A 20960-nucleotide genomic window follows, 5' to 3' on the forward strand; every position below is an offset into this window, starting at 1 on the left:
ATGCCACAACTTCAACCAGGCATGGCGCGTATCCGGGTCAAAGACCTGTGCCTGCGCACTTTTATCGGCATCAACGAGGACGAAATCCTCAACAAGCAGGATGTGCTGATCAACCTGACCATCCTGTATGCCGCCCAGGACGCCGTGCGCGACAACGATATCGACCACGCCTTGAACTACCGCACCATCACCAAGGCGATCATCGCCCATGTGGAAGGCAACCGCTTCGCCCTGCTGGAGCGCCTGACCCAGGAATTGCTGGACCTGGTGATGAGCAACGAATCGGTGTTGTACGCCGAGGTGGAAGTCGACAAGCCCCACGCGCTGCGCTTTGCCGAGTCGGTTTCGATCACTCTGGCCGCCAGCCGCTGATACTAAGTGAGCCCTATGAACGACCAACAACGCCTCGAACTCGAAGCCGCCGCCTTTCGCCGATTGGTGGCCCATCTGGACAGCCGCAAGGATGTGCAGAATATCGACCTGATGAACCTCGCCGGCTTTTGCCGCAACTGCCTGTCCAAGTGGTACAAGGCCGAGGCCGATGAGCGCCAGATCGAGGTCAGCCTCGATGACGCCCGTGAAGTGGTGTACGGCATGCCGTACGCCGAGTGGAAAGCCCAATACCAGCAAGAAGCCAACGCCGACCAACAGGCCGCGTTCGCCAAAGGAAAACCCCATGACTGATCTGAACACCCTGCGCGCCAGCCTCAACAGTGGCGAACACGTCTTTGCCGACACCCTGGCCTTTATCGCCGACGGTTACGACTACCAGCCACAAGCGTTCACCAATGGCGATGTGGAAAACGCAGCCGGACAAAACGAAGGTTCGTGCAAGACCCTGGGTCTGGCGTTGCTGGAAGGCTTGAGCGATCAGGAAGCGTTGCTGGCGTTTGGAGAGCACTACCGGTCGGTGGTGGCGACGCCTGAGGGCAGTGACCATGGCAATATTCGGGCGTTGATTGCCCATGGGTTGGATGGGGTAAAATTTGCCGCGCAGCCCCTGGCTCGCAAATCCTGAGTCAAATACATATCCAAATGTGGGAGGGGGCTTGCTCCCGATAGCAGGTTTCAGCCAAGTATTAGTTGGCTGACACACCGCTATCGGGAGCAAGCCCCCTCCCACATTTTTTTGCAGCGTTGTTTAGAACGAAGCGTCCTTCAAACCATCGAGGTAGCGCTCGGCATCCAGGGCCGCCATGCAACCGGCGCCGGCCGAGGTGATGGCCTGGCGGTAGACGTGGTCAGCCACGTCGCCGGCAGCGAAAATGCCTTCGATGTTGGTCGCGGTAGCATTGCCTTCACGGCCGCCCTGCACCACCAGGTAGCCATCTTTGGCTTCCAGCACGCCTTCGAACAGCGAGGTGTTCGGGGTGTGGCCGATGGCGATGAATACACCGTCGACTTTCAATTCGTCAAAGCTGCCATCGTTGTTCTTCAGGCGCGCACCGGTCACGCCCATGTTGTCGCCCAGGACTTCATCCAGGGTGGCGTTGAGCTTGAGGATGATCTTGCCTTCTGCCACACGGGCATGCAGCTTGTCGATCAGGATCTTCTCGGCGCGGAAGGTCTCGCGACGGTGAACCAGGGTCACAGTGCTGGCGATGTTGGCCAGGTACAGCGCCTCCTCCACAGCGGTGTTACCACCACCGACCACAGCGACCGGCTTGTTGCGGTAGAAGAAACCGTCGCAGGTAGCGCAGGCCGAAACCCCCTTGCCCATGAACGCTTCTTCCGATGGCAGGCCCAGGTAACGAGCACTGGCACCGGTGGCGATGATCAGGGCGTCACAAGTGTAGACGCCACTGTCGCCGGTCAGGCTGTAAGGCTTCTTGGAGAAGTCGACCTTGTTGATGTGATCAAACACGATCTCGGTTTCAAAGCGCTCGGCGTGCTCTTTCATACGCTCCATCAGCACCGGGCCGGTCAGTCCGTGGACATCGCCCGGCCAGTTGTCGACTTCGGTGGTGGTGGTCAACTGACCGCCCGCCTGCATGCCGGTGATCAGCAGCGGCTTGAGGTTGGCCCGGGCAGCATAGACGGCAGCGCTGTAACCGGCAGGGCCGGAACCGAGAATAATCACTCGCGAATGGCGGGTATCAGACATGACTCGCTCCTATCGACCGCCCGGACTACAAGGCGGCTGGAATAAAAAAGGGACCACGAAGCACTTGGGGAAGGCTTGAACTCGCAGGCCCTGAAAATAATGGGTGCAGCGTATCGAGGGGGGCAAGATTAAGGAAATACGGAATAACAATCCAGCTCATAGGTGGTCTCTATGCAGTCGGCCCGATTAATCGACGCCATTGCTCCCCCTAATGTTACTGATGATGTCGCCGCTTTCGCCCACGATACAAAGCCGGTAAGGTCGGCGCGTTCGTCATCCTGCTCGGAGTTCACCATGCCCGCCCCCGCTCTTTCCGGTCCGCAATACCTGCGTGAAGGCCTCAAACTGGTGTTGAGCCCCGGCTTGCGCTTGTTTGTGCTGCTGCCGCTGGCGATCAACCTGGTGCTGTTCGTCGGCTTGATCTATTTCGCCGGCCATCAGTTCAGCCTGTGGGTCGACCATCTGATGCCGACGCTGCCCAGTTGGCTGAGTTTTCTGAATTACCTGTTGTGGCCATTGTTTGTGGTGTTGGTGGTGCTGATGGTGTTTTTCACCTTCACCATGCTCGCCAATATCATCGCAGCGCCGTTCAACGGCTTTCTCTCGGAGAAGGTTGAAGTGGTGGTGCGCGGCACCGATGACTTTCCGGCGTTCAGTTGGGGTGAGTTGATCGCCATGGTGCCGCGTACCCTGGCCCGGGAAATGCGCAAGCTGGGCTACTTCCTGCCGCGGGCCATCGGACTGTTTATCTTGTCGTTCATTCCAGTGGTCAACCTGATCGCTGCGCCGCTGTGGTTGCTCTTTGGCGTATGGATGATGGCAATCCAGTACATCGACTACCCGGCCGACAACCACAAACTGGGCTGGAACGAGATGCTCGCCTGGCTGCGCCAGAAGCGCTGGCAGAGCATGAGCTTCGGCGGCGTTGTCTATCTGGTGCTGCTGGTGCCGGTGGTCAACCTGCTGATGATGCCGGCGGCAGTCGCCGGGGCGACGTTGTTCTGGGTGCGTGAGCAAGGTGCCGAGGCGATGACGCAGCAAGCCGTGACCCCGTCATAAATCCATCATCACTCAGACACAATGGCGACATGGCCCACGGTGACACTGTGGGTCATGACGACAGCCTCGCTTCACATCACCCTCATTACCGAAACCTTCCCGCCGGAAATCAACGGCGTGGCCAATACCCTTGGCCGCCTGTGCGAGGGTTTGCGCTCGCGCGGTCATCAGGTCGAACTGGTGCGTCCACGCCAGGGCGCTGATCAGAGCCGACCGAGTGACGATCAACTGCTGCTGTGCCGCGGCTGGCCATTACCCGGTTATCCAGGGCTGCAATGGGGCCAATCGTCGATGCGCAAACTGCTCAGACGCTGGAGCCATCAGCGCCCGGACGTGTTGTATATCGCCACCGAAGGGCCGTTGGGTTTATCCGCTCTGCGTGCGGCGCGGCGTTTGGGAATCAGTGTTGTCAGCGGCTTTCATACCAACTTCCAGCAGTATTCGAACCAGTACGGCTTGAGCCTGCTCAGTCGCATGGTCACCCATTACCTGCGCTGGTTTCACAACCGATCGAGCCTGACCCTGGTACCAAGCGCCAGTCAGCGCCTGGAACTGGAGCGTCGGCATTTTGAGCGCCTGGGGATGTTGGCCAGAGGCGTCGACAGCCAATTGTTCCACCCCGCCAAACGCGACAGCGCTCTGCGCGAAAGCTGGGCATTGAATAATGAGCAAATCGCAGTGCTGCATGTAGGGCGGCTGGCCCAGGAAAAGAACCTGGGCCTGCTCAAGCGCTGTTTCGAGACCTTGCAGAACAGATACCCCTTGCGTCAGATGAAACTGATCATCGTCGGTGATGGACCACAACGAGCAATGCTGGAAAAGGACCTTCCCGAAGCAATTTTCTGCGGTGCCTTGCGCGGTGAAGAACTGGCTCGTCATTACGCGTCCGGCGATGTGTTCCTGTTCCCCAGCCTGACCGAAACCTTTGGCAATGTGGTACTGGAGGCCATGGCGTCAGGGTTGGGGGTGGTGGCCTACGACCAGGCTGCCGCCACACAGCATATTCGTCACGGCTACAACGGGGTGCTGGCGATGCCGGGTGACGAAAATGCGTTTTGCGACGCCGCCAATTGGCTGCTGGAGGACGCGGAAAGTTTACGCCGTATGCGCCTCAATGCGCGTCAACACGCGAGCCGCCAGGGCTGGCCAGCGATTGTCGAACAGTTCGAGCAGCAGTTACGAGGCGTGTGTGGGGAACATTTTATCGTCCCAACACAGCCGCACGCAGGCTGAAGACTCAGCAATGACTGTAAGTCACTTCACCTGCCTGACAGACGAGCCCCCGAGTAATGGCCCAGGCGTTAGGCTTTTTCGCGCCAGAGCGCCTGAATAAGCGCCCCCACACAGGATATTTCTGGAACGCTGCAGGATTTATCACCACCCACATGACACCTGTCTTATCAGGGGTGTCTTTTACAGATCGAACCCAAGAGGCAGGCATTCATGATGGAAACTTAAGAGATAACTATGTCGACACTGATAAACGAATCCATGGTTCCACGGTACCCGACTACCGATACCTTCAGCCAGAGGCCTACGGGGCCCGACAATGGCTGGTACCGCCCGCAGCAACCCCCACGTCCCGACTACGGCTGGCATCGCCCGCAGCAACCTACACGTCCCGACTACGGCTCGCATCGCCCGCAGCAACCTACACGTCCCGACTATGGCTGGCATCGTCCGCAGCAACCCACACAACCCGACTATGGCTGGCATCGTCCGCAGCAACCCACACAACCCGACTATGGCTGGCATCGTCCGCAGCAACCCTCACAACCCGATTACGGCTGGCATCGTCCGCAGCAACCCTCACAACCCGATTACGGCTGGCATCGTCCACAGCAACCCTCACAACCCGATTACGGCTGGCATCGTCCACATCAGCCCACGCGCCCCGACTACGGCTCGCATCGTCCACAGCAACCGACATACGACCAAACCCTGACGCAGCCAGTACGCCCCTATTGATCAGCCAACCCCAGGAGATACGGAACATGTCAATTTATGGAATGGGTGTACGCAATGGCGTCAACATGCCCACCGCGCAATGGACCCAGCAGCAACAATGGCTGGATCAAGCCCGTGCTGAACCGCCAATCTACGGCCAGCCTGGCCATAAAGACACGCTCAAGACTGATCACAGTAAAGAGTTGAATAAGCGACCAGAGTATTAATCGCTAAAGAGAAGAAACTCCCTGTGACGCTCACAGGGAGTCCAGCCTTTTACACCAGAGTGGTCAACGCGTCGCGACTGAAGGGCAAGATGTCCCCTTCGCGCCCTTCGCGCACCTTCACGGCCCAATCCGGGTCCACCAGCAGCGCACGCCCTACGGCCACCAGGTCGAACTCATCATTATTCAGGCGCTCCAGCAGCTTTTCGAGGCTGGCAGGTTGCGCGACCTTGTCGGTGTTGACCATAAATTGCAGGAACTCACCATCCAGGCCAACACTGCCCACGGTGATAGTCGGCTTACCCGTGAGCTGACGCGTCCAGCCAGCCAGGTTGAGGTCGGAGCCTTCAAACTCCGGCTCCCAGAAACGGCGAGTGGAGCAGTGGAAAATATCTACGCCGGCCTCAGCCAATGGCTTGAGGAACTCACCCAGCGCCTCAGGGGTTTGCACCAGGCGTGCGGTGTAGTCCTGCTGCTTCCACTGCGAGAAACGCAGGATGATCGGAAAATTCGGCCCTACAGCAGCACGGGTGGCCTCGATCAGCTCAATGGCAAAGCGCGAACGGTTGGCCAGGCTGCCACCGTATTCGTCGGTGCGCTGGTTGCTGCCCTCCCAGAAGAATTGATCCACCAGGTAACCGTGGGCGCCATGGATTTCTACACCGTCCATGCCGATCGCCTGGGCGTCACTGGCAGCTTGGGCGAAGGCGTTGATCACGTCCCTGATGTCCTGTTGCGTCATACCGTGCACAACCACGTTGCCGTCCTTGAGCTTTTCCATCGGGCCATAAGCAGGCACGCTGGCATCAGGCTCGGTGCCAATACGGCGCACGCTACCCACATGCCACAACTGCGGGACAATCTTGCCGCCTTCGGCGTGTACCGCGTCGACCACTTTCTTCCAGCCGGCCAGCGCGGCCTCACTGTAGAAATACGGGACGTTGGGGTAGCCGTTGGACGCCCGGTGATCGACCACGGTACCTTCAGTGATGATCAGGCCCACACCGGCCGCCGCACGACGACGGTAGTACTCGATGACCTTGGAGTTGGGTACACCACCCGGAGAGAACGAACGGGTCATGGGCGCCATGACCACGCGGGTCGACAGTTGCAGTCCACCGAGTTGGAAGGGTTTGAACAAGGCTTGGACAGGCATGGAGCACTCCACCAGGACGGGATTTATGACGCGGATAATATGGCGAGTGTGCAGCGCTTAGTAGCACTATTGATCTGGGTGATTAAAGGGGTAGAAGTAGCCGAATACCTGTAGGAGCGAGCTTGTTCGCGAAGAATCCGGGAACACGCGTTAAGTCAGGATCAACGCGTTATCGTTGGCGATCTTCGCGAGCAAGCTCGCTCCTACAGTGGGTGTGTTTCAGCTCAGGGCTTTTTCGATGGCCTGGATGATCGTCGGGTCGTCCGGGGACGTACGCGGCGAGAAGCGCGCGAGTACCCGGCCATCTTTACCCAACAGGAATTTCTCGAAGTTCCAGGTGATGTCCCCTGGAAACTCGGCGCCCTCACCTGCCAGCAAGCGGTACAGCTGATGACGATCCGGGCCGTTGACCTCGAGCTTGCTGCCCAGGGGAAAACTCACCCCGTAGTTCAGGCTGCAGAACTCGCGGATCTCTTGTTCGGTCCCCGGCTCCTGGCCTGCAAACTGATTGCACGGCAAGCCGAGCACCGTGAATCCCTGGTCCCTGTATTGCTGGTAGAGGTTTTCCAACGCCGCGTATTGCGGGGTCAAACCACATTTGGACGCCACATTGACCACCAGCACAACCTGGCCCTTGAAGGGCGCCAGCGGTAGCTCTTGTCCGTCCAGGGCTTTGAGTTTCAGATCGTGGAAAGCACTCATGACGAACTCCAGATATCCCATATTCTTTGCATTGCAGCTCTCGGAGCTTACAACCGGCGAGTCTTCAATCATAGACGCCGGTGACAAAACTCGCCTGCAGGTTACTGAGCGGTCGGCCAGGGCAGAATCGGAATCGCCGTCACCGCGTTCTGCGGGCTGCCTTCGATCAGGCGGTCGCTGTAGACCAGATACACCAGGGTATTGCGCTTCTTGTCGAGGAAACGCACCACCTGCATGGTCTTGAACACCAGGGAGGTGCGTTCCTTGAAGACTTCGTCCCCGTCCTTGAGTTCGCCCTTGAAATGGATCGGGCCAACCTGGCGGCAGGCAATCGAGGCCTCAGCGCGGTCTTCGGCCAGGCCCAGGCCGCCTTTGACGCCGCCGGTCTTGGCACGCGACAGGTAGCAGGTCACGCCGTCAACCTTGGGGTCGTCAAACGCTTCGACCACAATCCGGTCGTTAGGGCCGACAAACTTGAACACCGTCGAGACCTGGGCGATTTCTTCGGCCGAGGCCAGCAGTGGCATGAGCAATAACAGGCCGAGTAATCCCTTCATTACACGCATCGGGTATTCCTTTCGTTTAAACCAGGATGAGGTTATCGCGGTGCACCAGCTCCGGCTCCGCCATATAGCCCAAGAGTCCGACAATAGCGTCAGACGATTGTCCAATAATCTTCTGCGCCTCAAGGGCGCTGTAGTTGGCCAGGCCACGGGCAATCTCACGACCGTCCGGCGCGACGCAAACCACCATTTCGCCACGGCGGAAGCTGCCCTGCACCAGCTTGACGCCCACCGGCAGCAAGCTCTTGTTGCCTTGGGACAACGCCGAGACCGCGCCCTCATCCAGCACCAGGGTGCCACGGGTTTGCAGATGCCCGGCCAGCCACTGCTTGCGCGCCGCCAGCATGCCGCGTTCCGGCGACAGCAGCGTACCGATGCGCTCACCGGCCTTGAGGCGATCCAGCACGCGCTCCAAGCGCCCACCAACGATGATGGTATGGGCACCGGAACGCGCAGCCAGGCGAGCGGCGCGCAGTTTGGTCTGCATACCGCCACGGCCCAGGGCACCGCCGACACTGCCGGCGACCGCATCCAGTGCGGGGTCATCGGCGCGGGCTTCGTAGATCAACTGGGCATCGGGGTTGTTGCGCGGGTCGGCGTCGAACATGCCGTCGCGGTCGGTGAGGATCACCAACAGGTCGGCTTCCACCAGGTTGGCCACCAGCGCAGCCAGGGTGTCGTTGTCGCCGAAACGGATTTCGTCTGTGACCACGGTGTCGTTTTCATTGATGACCGGGATGACCTTGAGCTCCACCAAGGCGCGCAAGGTGCTGCGGGCATTGAGGTAGCGCTTGCGGTCGGACAGGTCGTCGTGGGTCAGCAGGATCTGCGCCGTGTGGCGGCCGTGCTCGGCAAAGCTGGACTCCCAGGCTTGCACCAGGCCCATCTGGCCGATGGCCGCGGCGGCTTGCAGTTCGTGCATCGCGCTGGGTCGCGCGGTCCAGCCGAGGCGGCTCATCCCGGCGGCAACAGCCCCGGACGACACCAGCACCAACTCGACACCGGCCTCATGCAAGGCCACCATCTGCTCGACCCAGACGCTCATGGCTGCGCGATCCAGCCCCTTGCCATCGGCCGTCAGCAACGCACTGCCGATCTTCACGACCCAGCGCTGCGCACCTGTCACTTTGCTCCGCATCATCTTCAACCTTAGAGTGAGGGCCGCGCGACCCAGCGCCGCCCATAACGTTATACCCGGATACCAAAACGCCGCTCCAGGGAGCGGCGTTCAAGTTTATCGCAACGAATCAATCGCGCACGTAAATGATTTCCGGACCGTCTTCATCATCCACGTCTTCTTCGTCCCAATCATCGTCGCCGATGTCATGGACCGACTTCACGCCGCTGCGGCGCAGGGCACGCTGGTCGTCCAGGGCCTGCAACTGGGCACGGGCTTCGTCTTCGATCTGCTGGTCAAGCTCGGCAAGCTCGGCCTTGAATACCGGGTCGGCCGCCAAGCGGTCGGCTCGGTCTTCCAGGTAACGCATGATGTCGCGGGTCAGGCGTTCGGTGCCTTCTTTGGCAATGGCCGAGATCACATAGACCGGGCCTTCCCATTCCAGGCGATCGACGATTTCCTTGACGCGCTCTTCGTGCTCTTCCTCAAGGATCTGGTCGCACTTGTTCAGGACCAGCCAGCGATCACGCTCGGCCAGGGCCGGGCTGAACTTGGTCAGCTCGCTGACGATCACTTCGGCGGCATCCGCAGCGCTGGTGTCATCCAGCGGCGCCATGTCGACGAGGTGCAGCAGCAAACGGGTGCGGGACAAGTGCTTGAGGAAGCGAATGCCCAGACCAGCACCGTCGGAAGCCCCTTCGATCAGGCCAGGAATGTCGGCAACCACGAAGCTCTTCCAGCGGTCGACGCTGACCACGCCCAGGTTTGGCACCAGGGTGGTGAACGGGTAGTCGGCGACCTTCGGCTTGGCGGCCGATACCGAGCGGATGAAGGTACTTTTGCCGGCGTTCGGCAGGCCCAACAGGCCCACGTCGGCGAGTACTTTCATTTCCAGCTTCAGGTCACGCTGTTCGCCCGGCTTGCCCGGCGTGGTCTGGCGCGGCGCACGGTTGGTACTGGACTTGAATCGGGTGTTACCCAGGCCGTGCCAGCCGCCCTGCACAACCATCAGTTTCTGGCCGGCCTTGGTCAGGTCGCCAATCACTTCCTGTGTCGCGGAATCGATGATCGTGGTGCCGACCGGTACGCGCAGTACCAGGTCCTCACCTTTTTTGCCGGTGCAGTCGGTGCTGCCACCGTTGGAGCCACGCTCGGCATCGAAGTGCCGGGTGTAACGGTAGTCGACCAGGGTGTTGAGGTTTTCGTCGGCCATCATGTAGATGGAGCCACCGTCACCGCCGTCACCGCCGTTCGGACCACCGTTTTCGATGAATTTTTCGCGACGGAAACTCATGCAACCGTTACCGCCGTCGCCTGCTTTTACTCGGATGGAAACTTCATCAACGAACTTCATAACAAAACGCCTCTCGCCGCATGGACGAGCTTAAGAAACCAAGACATAAGACTCTTGCAAAAATGAGCGCAGCGACCTCAATCAGCGACCGCAAACTTGCGCCTGAGCTCATCACAAACAGCTTTGCAAGAGACTCACTCCACAAACGAAAAAGCCCCGTCGCAAGACAGGGCTTTTCCAGCGATCTCGCAATTAAGCTGCGACAACGCTCACGTAACGGCGGTTGAACGCGCCCTTTACTTCGAACTTGATCACGCCTTCGATTTTAGCGAAGAGGGTGTGATCTTTACCCATGCCAACACCGTAACCGGCGTGGAATTGGGTGCCGCGCTGACGCACGATGATGTTGCCCGGAATGATTTTCTGGCCGCCATACATCTTCACGCCAAGGCGTTTGGCTTCTGAGTCGCGACCGTTACGGGTACTACCACCAGCTTTTTTGTGTGCCATGAGTCAATTCTCCTAGTGAGGAATTAGGCTGAAATTAAGCCTGAATACCGGTGATTTTGATCTCGGTGTACCACTGGCGGTGGCCCATACGCTTCATGTGGTGCTTACGACGACGGAACTTGATGATGCGGACTTTATCGTGACGACCTTGGGAGATCACTTCAGCCACAACGGTAGCGCCAGCAACAACTGGAGCGCCGATGTTCACGTCATCGCCATTGGCGACCAACAGAACGCGATCAAAAGTAACGGATTCGCCAGTAGCGATTTCCAGTTTTTCGATCTTCAGGTATTCACCTGGGGCGACTTTGTATTGCTTGCCACCAGTAACAATTACTGCGTACGACATGGTATTTCTCCGATAATCCTGCTCACCCAGCGCTTTATAAGAAGAGGTATTGGCTGGCATGGCTGCATGGGATGGACGTCCCGAATGCAATTGCGTAAGGCAGGTGCTGCCCAGGAAGTTCAGGGTGCGCGATTGTACGCAAGCTATGGGAGGCTTGCAAGGGGCCGTCTATCGCGCCTTGACACCCGGGGGTCAGGGTCCTAGCATGCCGCGCAACCCTTCTGGAGCGACTGTCGCTGATGCAACCCCAAGCTTTCTACCGCGCGGTCGCGGACGATTTTAGCGCCGTCGACGGCATCATCAAGCAGCAGCTGACGTCTAAAGTGCCGCTGGTCTCCAAAATTGGCGACTATATTACGTCGGCGGGCGGTAAACGCCTGCGTCCTTTATTAGTACTGCTGTGTGGCAAGGCGCTGGGCCGCGAAGGCGATGACCTGCGCTTGCTGGCCGCGACCATCGAGTTCCTGCACACCGCCACCCTGCTGCATGACGACGTGGTCGACATGTCCGGTATGCGGCGTGGCCGCGAGACCGCCAATGCCATGTGGGGCAACGCACCCAGCGTGTTGGTGGGCGACTTCCTGTACTCGCGCTCGTTCGAAATGATGGTCGAACTGGGCTCGATGCCGGTGATGAAGATTCTTTCACAGGCCACGCGCATCATCGCCGAAGGCGAAGTGTTGCAGCTGTCCAAGGTCCGCGACGCCAGCACCACCGAAGAAACCTATATGGAAGTGATTCGCGGCAAAACCGCGATGCTCTTCGAAGCGTCCACCCACAGCGCTGCCGCGCTGTGTGGCGCCACCGCCGAACAGGCCGAAGCCCTGCGTACCTTTGGCGATCACCTGGGCGTGGCGTTCCAACTGGTGGATGACCTGCTCGACTACAAGGGCGATGCCGAGACCCTGGGCAAGAACGTCGGTGACGACCTGGCCGAGGGCAAGCCAACCTTGCCGCTGATCTACACCATGCGCGAAGGCACGCCGGAACAGGCCGCCCTGGTGCGCAAGGCCATCCAGAAAGGCGGGATCGAAGACCTGGAGGCCATCCGTGCCGCCGTCGAAGCCTCCGGTTCCCTGGAGTACACCGCGCAACTGGCGCGTGACTACGTGGCGCGGGCGATCCAGTGCCTGGAAGCCTTGCCGGCCAGTGAATACCGGGATGCATTGGTGGAACTGAGTGAGTTCGCGGTGGCCCGTACTCACTAAAATCACCAGCAGACGCAGGACAATGTGGGAGGGGGCTTGCTCCCGATGGCAATATGTCGGCCAATATATAAGGTGGCTGATACACCGCCATCGGGAGCAAGCCCCCTCCCACGTTTGGAATCCATTGCCAATTCAAGATCCCGCCCGAGCTACAAAACCCTATATAATGTGCGACTTTTAGTCATCCCTGAATCTCAAGGAGCTTTAGTGAGCACGTTGCCACCCTGCCCGAAATGCAATTCCGAATACACCTACGAAGACGGCACCCAACTGGTCTGCCCGGAATGCGCCCATGAGTGGTCCGCCAATGGCGAGGCCGAAGTGGCCGGCGATGAGACCGTGAAGAAAGACTCTGTGGGCAACGTCCTGCAGGACGGCGACACCATCACCGTGATCAAGGACCTCAAGGTCAAGGGCACCTCACTGGTGGTCAAGGTCGGCACCAAGGTCAAGAACATCCGCCTGTGCGACGGTGACCACGATATCGACTGCAAGATCGACGGTATCGGCCCGATGAAACTCAAGTCCGAGTTCGTGCGCAAGGTCTGAAGCTGCTGCATCCATCCCGCGCCCGCCGCGGGATGGCGTTTCGCCCTCCTGATTGATCGAAAACAATATCCACACAAAAAAACCCGGAAACCGCCAATAGATACTTGCTATTCTACGAATAAGAATTATTCTCATTGAAACTCATCAAGGAGAACGACCATGACTTATTTGATAGATGCCTGGCTGGATCGCCCCCACCCTTACCTGCGAATCCTGCATCGGGAAACCGGCGAAGTCTGTGCGGTGCTTGAGGAAGAAGCGCTGAACGAACTACAGGACCAGGGTGACCTGGACGTCAATGGCCTGAGTTCCAGTGAGCCTGGAGTACTGAAAGAAGTGGTGAGGAATTTGTTTCTGTTCTGCTATGCCCGAGCATTGCGCCCGGCGACCGATTTGAATGGCAAGTTCCATCCATGAAGAAACTGGCAAATGCCTGTTGGGGCGAACGCGTTCGTCCCAACAGGTAACCAGCAGGTCTTACAGAACGTCGAGCAGCTCGACGTCGAATACCAGAACGCTGTGCGGCGGGATGCTGCCAACGCCTTGAGCGCCGTAAGCCAGTTCGCTCGGCACGTACAGACGCCATTTGCTGCCGGCATTCATCAGTTGCAGGGCCTCGGTCCAGCCAGCGATCACGCCGCCAACCGGGAATTCTGCAGGCTGGCCGCGCTCGTAGGAGCTGTCGAACACAGTGCCGTCGATCAAGGTGCCGTGGTAGTGGGTACGCACTTGATCTTCACGGGTCGGCTTGGCGCCGGTGCCGGCAGTCAGCACTTCAAATTGCAGGCCGGAAGCCAGGGTGGTGATGCCATCACGCTTGGCGTTTTCAGCCAGGAAAGCCAGGCCGGCACCCGCGGCGGCTTCAGCCTTGGCAGCGGCTTCGGCTTGCATGATCTCGCGGATCACTTTGAAGCTGGCAGCCATTTGCTCCTGGTCAACACGGCTCGGCTGGCCTGCAAATGCGTCGGTCAGGCCGGCCAGGATTGCGTCCAGGCTCACGCCCGGCGGCGGGTTGTCGCGCAGTTGGTCGCCCAACTGACGGCCGATACCGTAGCTGACGCGGGTTTCGTCGGTGGACAGATTAACTTCGGACATGAAGAGGCTCCGCTGTAGGACAACAGGGTTTCCCGCGCTGCCCAGAACTAAAAGGGCCCGCAGACTAGCACACAAGAGCAGCCCATGATCAGCCCCCTCCCCGGCTACCAGAGCGCCAGGTCGTAGGTCAGGTACAACCGGTAGTTGTCCCGATCACTGGCATAAGTCGAGCGGTAAGTGGCCTTGCGCAACTCCACGCCCAGTCCTTTGAACGTGCTGTCCTGGACCACATAGCGCAGATTCGTGTCGGACTCCCACTCACGCGCCTCGCGCCCTTTGAACTCGCCGTTTTGCCCTTTGTAGTAGCGGGTCATGAAACTCAAGCCCGGCAGTACCGCCGTCAAGTCATAGTCGTAGCGCAGCATCCATGTCTGCTCACCAGCCTGGATGAACTTGCCAACACCGGCGTTACTGAAGGAATACACCGTCGACACGCTGGCATACGGCAACGCTGTGTCGCCGCTGACTTTCTGATAACCAACACCCAGCGCCTGCGGGCCCAGGCGGTAAGTGAACAGACCGCTGAACATGTCACTGTCGACCTCGCCGTTACGCGCCTCACCCGCTTCGTTACTAATGAAGTAGCGCAAGTCGCTGGTCAGTGTGCCGCTGCCCAACGGCTGCTTATGCACCAGGCCAAAGAATTGCTGGCGATAGAATTGGCGCATTTCACCGTAGTACCAGGTGCCGCTGAGCTTCGGCGTAAACGCGTAGCTAGCGCCGGCAAAATCGAAATCACTACCCTTTTTTCCGCTGTAGCCCTGGGGATAAATATCCACACTGTCAGTGGAGTTACGCAACTTGAATTTGTCCAGGTGCCCAGCGTGCAGGTACAGGTCACGAATACCACTGTATTCCACTTGTGTGCCTTGGAAGGTCTGCGGTAACAAGCGGCCATCGTTGTGCACCAGCACCGGGATTTTCGGCAGCAACGTGCCGGTTTTCACCACTGCATCGCCCCAGCGTATCTTGGCCGAGACGCCCAGGCTGGAAAACTCACGGGCCGCATGACCATCGTCGTGCACAGGCAACAAGCCCGTCCCGGCGTGCGTCGGGCTGGAGTCGAGACGCAGGCCCGCCAGCCCCAGGGCATCCAGGCCAAAACCCACGGTGCCCTCGGTATAACCAGACTGAAGATTAAGCAGAAAACCCTGAGCCCATTCCTTGCGGTCTTCACCACCGTCGCGGTAACCGTCGTTGAAGTAGAAATTGCGCAAGGTCAATCGGCCGTGGGAATCCTCCCAGAAACCCTGGGCCATCAATGTCGGTGACAGGCTCGCCAGCAGCCCCGCCGAGACCATTCCCCCTTTCGTGAAAAACTCACGCATAAACCATTCCTCAATGCCGTGTTGTGTTTTTTATGGGCAGTTGCACCGCGCGGCAGGCTGGACGGCATGTCGCGTTGGAGCGGACACTAACGGCTCGTCGACAGCCCCACAACGTTATGCGAGAAGCGCATCAGGCTATGCGTGAAGTACCGGCCGCCCTTCCCAACCGACAGGAAAAACACGGTGAACCTCAAGCAACTCGAAGCCTTCAAAGCGATCATGGCCACCGGCTCGACCATCGGCGCAGCAACGCGCATGGGCCTGTCGCAATCGGCGGTCAGCCGCCTGCTGAGCCAGTTGGAAGAGCACTTGGGTTTTGCCTTGTTCCTGCGCAAGAAGGGCCGCCTGATGGCGACGCCCGAAGCCGAGGAACTGCTCGCCGAAGTCGCCGGACTGGTGGATGGCATGCAACGAATCCAGCGCCTGGCCGACGAAATGCGCGTGGGCCGCTCACGCAAGAGCCTGCTCAAGGTCGGGGTGCCCACCAGCATGACCCAGGAGCTGTTGCCGCGCATCGTGGCGCAGTTTCTCAAGGAGCATGACGACATTGTCGTGGAACTGCTGACCGGTTCTTACGACACGATCGAGCGTGCGGTGCTGGACCGTTCCGCCGACCTGGGCTTTGTACGCCTGCCCACGGAAATACCTGACTTCGATGTCGAGCCGGTGCTGCAAACCGAAGGCGTCTGCGTGATGCCCGCCGACCATCCGCCGACCATCCGCTGACCCGTCACGCCTGCATCGAAGTGCAGCATCTGCGCGATGTGCCGTTGGTGATGCTCGGCCGGCAACGGGCATTGCGGGCCGAGCTGAACCAGGTGTTTCGTGCCGCCAACCTCACGCCGCAGGTGCGGGTCGAGGTGCACTCGGTCGGGGCTGCGTGCAGCTTCGTTGCCGAGGGGCTGGGGGTGTCGATCGTCAATGGTCTGCTGGCCAGCCACTTCCGGCACTTGCCCATCGTCACCCGCCCGTTTCGCCCGGCGCTGCCCTACGCATTCGGCCTGGCGTTTCGCGCCAATGAGCCCAGGTCGCAGCTGGTGAACGCGTTTGCCGAGCATCTCAAGCAGCGTCTGTCCGCACAAAACGCATAGCCCAACCCAACCCACGCATAACGTTGTCGCCGCGAAAACTTTGCCCTAGTGTCCGCCCCACACGTGTCACCCCTATAACAATAACGGCGCAAGCCGGGGCCACTAGCATGAGCGAATCCCAGAGCATCCCCACCCAAGCAGCGGTGGGAAATACCACGCAACGCAAGCAGATCAATCCCGCCATCATCCTGCTGAGCATCGTCCTGCTCGCAGTGGCGTTTACCTACGCCGTGAACTCGGGCACGTTCCAGCGCCAGAATGGCCTGGTGATCCCGGGCTCTTACCAGGTGCTGGAAAAACACGACTCCCTGAGCCAACTGTTCGCACTGGAACCACGCAAAGCCGGCGACACCGTGGCTCGCCCGGTGTCCCTGGTGGAAGGCTTCATGGCGATTCCCCAGGGCATCGAGAAGCGTGCGGCACTGATTTTCATGGTGCTGTTCATCGGTGGCATGTTCGGCGTACTGAACAAGGCCGGGGTGATCGACGCCGGGCTGGAGCGCATGCTGGGTCTGACACGGGGCAATATCTATGTGCTGGTGCCGTGCCTGATGCTGGTGTTTTCCGCCGGCAGTACCTTCATGGGGCTGGCCAAGGAATTTATTCTCATCGTGCCGTTGATGGTTGCCATGGCTAATCGGCTGGGGCTGTCGAACCTGATCGGGCTGGCCATCGTCACGATCTCAGTCAAGATCGGCTACCTGGCCTCGATATCCAATCCAGTGGCGCTGTCCGTGGCCCAGCCGATGGTCGGGCTGCCGATCTTCAGTGGCCTGAGCATGCGTGTGCTCGCCTACTGCAGCTTCCTGCTGGTGGGCATTGCCTTCGTGCTGTGGAGTATTCGCAAGCACGGTTACGATGCCACGGCGCAGATCACTTTCGAAAGTACGCCGTTGCCCCTGCGCCATCTGATCAACCTGATCGTACTGCTGACGGGCATCGCTTTCCTGGTCTACGCCTCCAACCGCTGGGGCTGGAAATACCACGAGCTGTCGGCGTTCTACCTGCTGCTGACGCTGGCCTTCAGCGTGATCGCCGGGCTCGGCGCCAGCGTTGCCGCCAGTGCTTTTGTCGATGGAATGAAGAAGGTGCTGATCGCCGGCGTGCTGATCGGTCTGGCTACCGCCGTGGAGATCATCCTCAGTACCGGCCAGGTCCTGGACACCATCGTCAACAGCCTGGCCAACCTGGTGGGCGACCATGGTCCGATCGTGTCGGCCTACGGCATGTTCTTCGCACAACTGGGGCTGGATGTGCTGATCCCATCCACCTCCGGCCAGGCGGCGGTAACCATGCCGATCTTCGGGCCCTTGGGTCAGTTGTCCGGCGTCAGCCCGCAGACCACGGTGTTCGCATTTCTGATGGGCAATGGCCTGACCAACATGATCACCCCCACGTCCAGCGGTCTGCTGGTGCTGTTGGCCACCGCCAATGTCGGTTGGGGCCAATGGGCGCGCTACATCCTGCCGCTGTTCCTGATCTACGCCGTGCTGGCGATGGTGTTGCTGGCCATTGCGGTAACGAGCGGGTACTGAATCGATGAGTGTTCTCCCCATGCATATTCTGCACAACCAAATGATCCGGATGCGTGACGGCATCCACCTGGCCACTGACATCTATGTGCCGGAGGACAGCAATGGGCCGTTTCCGGTGGTGATCGAGCGCACGCCCTACGACAAGAGCAAACCCTCCCGCTCGGAAAAACAGCTCGACGGCCAACACATCTCCCGTGAGCAAATGGCCGCACGGTTTACCGAGCAAGGCTTTGTCGCAATTTTCCAGGACTGCCGTGGACGCTACGCCTCCGAAGGCACATTCACCAAATACACCGCCGAGGGCGAAGACGGTTTCGACACCCTGGCCTGGATCATCCAACAGCCCTGGTGCAACGGCAAGATCGGCAGTATGGGCTTGTCTTATGCTGCCCACACACAACTGGCGATGGCTTGCCTGCACCCGCCGGGCCTGAGCAGCATGGTGCTCGACAGCGGCGGCTTCGCCAACGCCTACCATTGCGGGATTCGCCAGGGCGGCGCCTTCGAACTCAAGCAGGCCACCTGGGCCTTTCGCCAGGCCAAGGAAAGCCCTGCTGCCCTGGCCGACCCGTTGGTTCGTGAAGCGCTGGAACAGGAAGATATTTATCAGTGGTTCACGCGTATGCCATGGCAACCCGGGCAATCGCCCCTGCGCCATGTGCCGGAATATGAAGCCTATGTGTTGGAGCAATGGGCTCAGGGCACCTTCGGTGAGTATTGGCAAAAGTCTGGCCTCTATGCCGAAGGTCACTACGCACAACTGCCCGATATCCCGGTGCTGTTCATGTCCAGTTGGTACGACGCCTACGTCAGTTCGACCCTGGCCAATTACCGCGCCTTCACACTCCAAGGTACGGCCAGCCAACGACTGGTGATGGGCCCGTGGCTGCACGGCGACCGTAATATCAGCCACAGCGGCGATGTGGAATTCGGCCCGCAAGCCGCCTTTGACGGCCAGGTCGATCAGGATTGGCTCAGTTGCCGACTGGCCTGGTTCGAGCAATCCCTCAAGCCGTCGCCGCGAACCACAACGGCCAGCGTACAGGTGTTTCTGATGGGGGGCGGCAGCGGTAACCGCGACGAAAACGGGCGCCTGCACCATGGCGGCCGCTGGCTGCACACCACGCAATGGCCGCTGCCCGGCAGCCAAACACTGACCCTCTATCTGAATGCACACAGGCAGTTGAGCCGCACGGCACCTGTCGAGGCTGACGCCCACTTGAGTTACCGCGCCGACCCGGCCCACCCGGTCCCGACCATCGGCGGTGCGCTAACCTCCGGCGCCCCTGTGTTTGTTGGCGGGGCCTTCGACCAACGGGAGCGCCTCGATTTTTTCGGCACCCAAGGGGACAACCGTCCCCTGGCCCAGCGCGATGACGTGCTGGTGTTCCAGACCGAGCCGCTCGACGACGACCTGATCGTCGCCGGTGACGTGCAGATCGAGCTGTGGATCGACAGCGATGCACCCGACACCGACTTCACCGCCAAGCTGGTGGACGTGTACCCGCCCAGCGCCGACTACCCCGAGGGCTTTGCGATGAACATCACCGACGGCATCCGTCGCTGCCGTTATCGCGACTCATGGGAACAACCGACGGCCCTGACGCCGGGTGAGCGAGTGAAAGTGCTGATCGAGCCTTTCGCCACCTGCAACCTGTTCAAGCGCGGCCATCGGTTGCGCCTGGACATCGCCAGCAGCAATTTCCCGCGCTTTGACGTCAACCCCAACAGCGGCGAGCCTTCAGGCCAGGCCAGCCACCCTCGGGTTGCCCACAATAATGTGCACCTGAGCCACGCCGCCGCCTCCTGCCTCAGGCTTACCGTGGTGCCCAACACGGCGGAGTCCTGAGCGCATCGGATCGCCATTGCTGCACGGTAATGGCGACCCTTCGTCACCCCGCAAGAAAAGTACTTCAGAATCATCCTTTGCCGCCGATACAGCCCTACACATCTTGGCTGGCTCAAACAACAACACACCGTCCAGCAGACAGACATCACTCTTCAAGGAGCTTTCGATGAACAGCTGGTTCGGTAACATCAGCGTCAATCTCAAACTCGGCCTGGGCTTTGGCCTGGTGCTGGTCCTCACCTCGATCCTGGCGCTCACCGGCTGGACCAGCCTGGGCGGCCTGATCGACCGCAGCAACTGGATGAGCGACATCACCCAGCTCAACGCCTCGCTGACCAAGCTGCGGATCGTACGCCTGCAATACATGCTGGCCAATGGCGACGAAGCCGTGGCGCAGAATGTGCAGACCAGCCTGGATGCCTTCGCAGCTCAACAACAGAAATTGCTGGACAGCTTCAAGAGCCCGGAAAACCTCAAACTGCTCAATGACCAGAAAGCCGTCATCACTGCTTACCGCCAGTCCCTGAACAAAATGCGCGAGGCCTACCGCAATGGCAACGCTGCGCGCGACGTCATGGGCGCCAAAGCCGATGTCGCCAACGCACAAATCAATGCACTGGAAACCAGTGTGCAGCAGGCGCCCGATAGCCCGGAGCGCTTCACGCAATTTCTGGCCGTGACCCAAGCCAAGAATGAGTTCCAGCAAGCTCGCTACGAAGTGCGCGGCTATACCAATAGCCCCAACGCAGAAACCGAAGCCCGCGCTGCTGCGCAACTGGAAAAAGCCGTCGGCGGTTTGAAGGGCCTTAGCGCGGCGTTCGGTACCGGCCAGCAAAACGCATTGTCCGCACTGGAAGCCGCCCTCGGAGCCTATCGCAGCGCCGTGCAGAGCTACAAGGCAGCCAACGCCAACATCGTCACCGCCCGCGCCGAAATGACCACCCAGGGCGCCGATATCGTGACGATCAGCGACAAGCTATACGACATCCAACTGGAACGTCGCGACGCTGAAAGCACCCAGGCCCGCAGCCTGCAATTGATCAGCACCTTGCTGGCACTGCTGGTCGGCGTGATTGCCGCCTGGGTCATCACCCGTCAGATCACCCGTCCGATTCAGGACACCCTGGCGGTGGTGGAGCGCATCGCTTCAGGCGACTTGAGCCACAACATCCAGGTGACCCGTCGTGACGAGCTGGGCGTATTGCAACAAGGCATCCAGCGCATGGGCACGACCCTGCGCGAGTTGATCAGCGGCATCCGCGATGGCGTGACCCAGATCG

The 20960-nt window shown here is 59.8% G+C and carries 24 protein-coding genes and 1 pseudogene; 15 read left to right on the top strand and 10 right to left on the bottom strand.

The window, feature by feature from the left end; genetic code table 11:
- From folX to FW800_RS09815, 3 genes are read left to right on the top strand one after another with little or no spacing between them, the layout of a single operon-like run.
- A complete protein-coding gene (gene folX / locus FW800_RS09805) occupies positions 1 to 372 on the top strand; it encodes a dihydroneopterin triphosphate 2'-epimerase (RefSeq protein WP_032857710.1) in 372 nt (123 codons plus the stop codon).
- 15 nt (positions 373 to 387) lie between these two features.
- Complete coding sequence (locus FW800_RS09810; RefSeq protein WP_032879544.1) at positions 388 to 684, top strand: DUF1244 domain-containing protein; 297 nt, start codon at positions 388 to 390, stop codon at positions 682 to 684.
- Complete coding sequence (locus tag FW800_RS09815) at positions 677 to 1018, top strand: HopJ type III effector protein (RefSeq protein ID WP_148852675.1); 342 nt, start codon at positions 677 to 679, stop codon at positions 1016 to 1018. Before FW800_RS09810 ends, FW800_RS09815 begins: the two co-directional genes overlap by 8 nt.
- Positions 1019 to 1141: 123 nt before the next feature.
- Here the strand turns inward: FW800_RS09815 and trxB are convergent, their stop codons facing one another.
- Positions 1142 to 2104, bottom strand: coding sequence for a thioredoxin-disulfide reductase (gene trxB, locus FW800_RS09820; protein ID WP_003194076.1), 963 nt, complete (start codon positions 2102 to 2104; stop codon positions 1142 to 1144).
- 294 nt (positions 2105 to 2398) lie between these two features.
- Between trxB and cysZ the strand changes: the two genes are divergently transcribed.
- The 4 genes from cysZ (at position 2399) to FW800_RS09840 (ending at position 5337) form a co-directional block, all read left to right on the top strand.
- A complete protein-coding gene (cysZ, locus tag FW800_RS09825; RefSeq protein WP_078822280.1) occupies positions 2399 to 3163 on the top strand; it encodes a sulfate transporter CysZ in 765 nt (254 codons plus the stop codon).
- 54 nt (positions 3164 to 3217) lie between these two features.
- Positions 3218 to 4396 (top strand): glycosyltransferase family 4 protein, encoded by a 1179-nt coding sequence (locus FW800_RS09830; protein WP_446437495.1) that lies wholly within the window; start codon positions 3218 to 3220, stop codon positions 4394 to 4396.
- A gap of 234 nt (positions 4397 to 4630) precedes the next feature.
- Positions 4631 to 5131, top strand: coding sequence for a hypothetical protein (locus FW800_RS09835; protein WP_446437496.1), 501 nt, complete (start codon positions 4631 to 4633; stop codon positions 5129 to 5131).
- 26 nt (positions 5132 to 5157) lie between these two features.
- A complete protein-coding gene (locus FW800_RS09840) occupies positions 5158 to 5337 on the top strand; it encodes a hypothetical protein (RefSeq protein ID WP_032879540.1) in 180 nt (59 codons plus the stop codon).
- 49 nt (positions 5338 to 5386) lie between these two features.
- On the opposite strand, the gene FW800_RS09845 is transcribed toward FW800_RS09840, so the two are convergent.
- From FW800_RS09845 to rplU, 7 genes are all read right to left on the bottom strand, one after another.
- A complete protein-coding gene (locus tag FW800_RS09845; protein WP_446437497.1) occupies positions 5387 to 6490 on the bottom strand; it encodes an NADH:flavin oxidoreductase in 1104 nt (367 codons plus the stop codon).
- A 219-nt stretch (positions 6491 to 6709) separates the two neighbouring features.
- Positions 6710 to 7192: a glutathione peroxidase gene (locus FW800_RS09850; RefSeq protein ID WP_446437498.1), complete on the bottom strand. Its 483-nt coding sequence runs from the start codon at positions 7190 to 7192 to the stop codon at positions 6710 to 6712.
- A 101-nt stretch (positions 7193 to 7293) separates the two neighbouring features.
- On the bottom strand, positions 7294 to 7758 hold the full coding sequence (locus FW800_RS09855) for a CreA family protein (protein WP_032879534.1): 465 nt from the start codon (positions 7756 to 7758) through the stop codon (positions 7294 to 7296).
- Between the two features lie 16 nt (positions 7759 to 7774).
- Positions 7775 to 8893, bottom strand: coding sequence for a glutamate 5-kinase (proB, locus tag FW800_RS09860; RefSeq protein ID WP_005791305.1), 1119 nt, complete (start codon positions 8891 to 8893; stop codon positions 7775 to 7777).
- 109 nt (positions 8894 to 9002) lie between these two features.
- On the bottom strand, positions 9003 to 10226 hold the full coding sequence (gene cgtA, locus FW800_RS09865; protein ID WP_005791308.1) for an Obg family GTPase CgtA: 1224 nt from the start codon (positions 10224 to 10226) through the stop codon (positions 9003 to 9005).
- Positions 10227 to 10418: 192 nt separating this feature from the next.
- Positions 10419 to 10676 carry a 50S ribosomal protein L27 gene (rpmA, locus tag FW800_RS09870; protein ID WP_003176049.1) on the bottom strand — a complete coding sequence of 86 codons (258 nt, stop codon included), beginning with the start codon at positions 10674 to 10676 and terminating at the stop codon, positions 10419 to 10421.
- A 34-nt stretch (positions 10677 to 10710) separates the two neighbouring features.
- Positions 10711 to 11025, bottom strand: a complete 315-nt coding sequence (gene rplU, locus FW800_RS09875; protein WP_003176051.1) for a 50S ribosomal protein L21 — start codon at positions 11023 to 11025, stop codon at positions 10711 to 10713.
- 239 nt (positions 11026 to 11264) lie between these two features.
- On the opposite strand from rplU, the gene FW800_RS09880 reads away from it, so the two are divergent.
- The 3 genes from FW800_RS09880 (at position 11265) to FW800_RS09890 (ending at position 13199) form a co-directional block, all read left to right on the top strand.
- The gene (locus tag FW800_RS09880; protein WP_005791318.1) at positions 11265 to 12233 is read left to right on the top strand and encodes a polyprenyl synthetase family protein; all 969 of its coding nucleotides are present in this window, start codon (positions 11265 to 11267) and stop codon (positions 12231 to 12233) included.
- A 207-nt stretch (positions 12234 to 12440) separates the two neighbouring features.
- On the top strand, positions 12441 to 12782 hold the full coding sequence (locus FW800_RS09885; protein ID WP_005791320.1) for a zinc ribbon domain-containing protein YjdM: 342 nt from the start codon (positions 12441 to 12443) through the stop codon (positions 12780 to 12782).
- A 159-nt stretch (positions 12783 to 12941) separates the two neighbouring features.
- Positions 12942 to 13199, top strand: a complete 258-nt coding sequence (locus tag FW800_RS09890) for a PA4570 family protein (RefSeq protein ID WP_005791321.1) — start codon at positions 12942 to 12944, stop codon at positions 13197 to 13199.
- Positions 13200 to 13259: 60 nt separating this feature from the next.
- Here the strand turns inward: FW800_RS09890 and FW800_RS09895 are convergent, their stop codons facing one another.
- On the bottom strand, positions 13260 to 13877 hold the full coding sequence (locus tag FW800_RS09895; protein WP_014719893.1) for an FKBP-type peptidyl-prolyl cis-trans isomerase: 618 nt from the start codon (positions 13875 to 13877) through the stop codon (positions 13260 to 13262).
- 104 nt (positions 13878 to 13981) lie between these two features.
- The gene (locus FW800_RS09900; RefSeq protein WP_446437499.1) at positions 13982 to 15205 is read right to left on the bottom strand and encodes an OprD family porin; all 1224 of its coding nucleotides are present in this window, start codon (positions 15203 to 15205) and stop codon (positions 13982 to 13984) included.
- Between the two features lie 183 nt (positions 15206 to 15388).
- On the opposite strand from FW800_RS09900, the gene FW800_RS09905 reads away from it, so the two are divergent.
- The 5 genes and pseudogenes from FW800_RS09905 to FW800_RS09925 all read left to right on the top strand — a co-directional run.
- Complete coding sequence (locus FW800_RS09905; RefSeq protein WP_446437500.1) at positions 15389 to 15931, top strand: LysR family transcriptional regulator; 543 nt, start codon at positions 15389 to 15391, stop codon at positions 15929 to 15931.
- 20 nt (positions 15932 to 15951) lie between these two features.
- Positions 15952 to 16296 carry a LysR substrate-binding domain-containing protein gene (locus FW800_RS09910; RefSeq protein WP_446437501.1) on the top strand — a complete coding sequence of 115 codons (345 nt, stop codon included), beginning with the start codon at positions 15952 to 15954 and terminating at the stop codon, positions 16294 to 16296.
- A gap of 107 nt (positions 16297 to 16403) precedes the next feature.
- Positions 16404 to 17831, top strand: coding sequence for a YfcC family protein (locus tag FW800_RS09915; protein WP_032879527.1), 1428 nt, complete (start codon positions 16404 to 16406; stop codon positions 17829 to 17831).
- Positions 17832 to 17850: 19 nt separating this feature from the next.
- Positions 17851 to 19680, top strand: coding sequence for a CocE/NonD family hydrolase (locus tag FW800_RS09920; RefSeq protein ID WP_446437502.1), 1830 nt, complete (start codon positions 17851 to 17853; stop codon positions 19678 to 19680).
- Positions 19681 to 19846: 166 nt separating this feature from the next.
- A pseudogene (locus tag FW800_RS09925) lies at positions 19847 to 20911 on the top strand (methyl-accepting chemotaxis protein); the annotation flags it as partial.
- Between the last annotated feature and the right edge of the window lie 49 nt (positions 20912 to 20960).

Source organism: Pseudomonas sp. 910_23, assembly GCF_052850795.1.

Bases quoted from the DNA above. Each gene is read 5' to 3' on its own strand.
- folX (WP_032857710.1), top strand. From the start codon at position 1: ATGCCACAACTTCAACCAGGCATGGCGCGTATCCGGGTCAAAGACCTG.
- FW800_RS09810 (WP_032879544.1), top strand. From the start codon at position 388: ATGAACGACCAACAACGCCTCGAACTCGAAGCCGCCGCCTTTCGCCGA.
- FW800_RS09815 (WP_148852675.1), top strand. From the start codon at position 677: ATGACTGATCTGAACACCCTGCGCGCCAGCCTCAACAGTGGCGAACAC.
- trxB (WP_003194076.1), bottom strand. From the start codon at position 2,104: ATGTCTGATACCCGCCATTCGCGAGTGATTATTCTCGGTTCCGGCCCT.
- cysZ (WP_078822280.1), top strand. From the start codon at position 2,399: ATGCCCGCCCCCGCTCTTTCCGGTCCGCAATACCTGCGTGAAGGCCTC.
- FW800_RS09830 (WP_446437495.1), top strand. From the start codon at position 3,218: ATGACGACAGCCTCGCTTCACATCACCCTCATTACCGAAACCTTCCCG.
- FW800_RS09835 (WP_446437496.1), top strand. From the start codon at position 4,631: ATGTCGACACTGATAAACGAATCCATGGTTCCACGGTACCCGACTACC.
- FW800_RS09840 (WP_032879540.1), top strand. From the start codon at position 5,158: ATGTCAATTTATGGAATGGGTGTACGCAATGGCGTCAACATGCCCACC.
- FW800_RS09845 (WP_446437497.1), bottom strand. From the start codon at position 6,490: ATGCCTGTCCAAGCCTTGTTCAAACCCTTCCAACTCGGTGGACTGCAA.
- FW800_RS09850 (WP_446437498.1), bottom strand. From the start codon at position 7,192: ATGAGTGCTTTCCACGATCTGAAACTCAAAGCCCTGGACGGACAAGAG.
- FW800_RS09855 (WP_032879534.1), bottom strand. From the start codon at position 7,758: ATGCGTGTAATGAAGGGATTACTCGGCCTGTTATTGCTCATGCCACTG.
- proB (WP_005791305.1), bottom strand. From the start codon at position 8,893: ATGCGGAGCAAAGTGACAGGTGCGCAGCGCTGGGTCGTGAAGATCGGC.
- cgtA (WP_005791308.1), bottom strand. From the start codon at position 10,226: ATGAAGTTCGTTGATGAAGTTTCCATCCGAGTAAAAGCAGGCGACGGC.
- rpmA (WP_003176049.1), bottom strand. From the start codon at position 10,676: ATGGCACACAAAAAAGCTGGTGGTAGTACCCGTAACGGTCGCGACTCA.
- rplU (WP_003176051.1), bottom strand. From the start codon at position 11,025: ATGTCGTACGCAGTAATTGTTACTGGTGGCAAGCAATACAAAGTCGCC.
- FW800_RS09880 (WP_005791318.1), top strand. From the start codon at position 11,265: ATGCAACCCCAAGCTTTCTACCGCGCGGTCGCGGACGATTTTAGCGCC.
- FW800_RS09890 (WP_005791321.1), top strand. From the start codon at position 12,942: ATGACTTATTTGATAGATGCCTGGCTGGATCGCCCCCACCCTTACCTG.
- FW800_RS09895 (WP_014719893.1), bottom strand. From the start codon at position 13,877: ATGTCCGAAGTTAATCTGTCCACCGACGAAACCCGCGTCAGCTACGGT.
- FW800_RS09900 (WP_446437499.1), bottom strand. From the start codon at position 15,205: ATGCGTGAGTTTTTCACGAAAGGGGGAATGGTCTCGGCGGGGCTGCTG.
- FW800_RS09915 (WP_032879527.1), top strand. From the start codon at position 16,404: ATGAGCGAATCCCAGAGCATCCCCACCCAAGCAGCGGTGGGAAATACC.
- FW800_RS09920 (WP_446437502.1), top strand. From the start codon at position 17,851: ATGCATATTCTGCACAACCAAATGATCCGGATGCGTGACGGCATCCAC.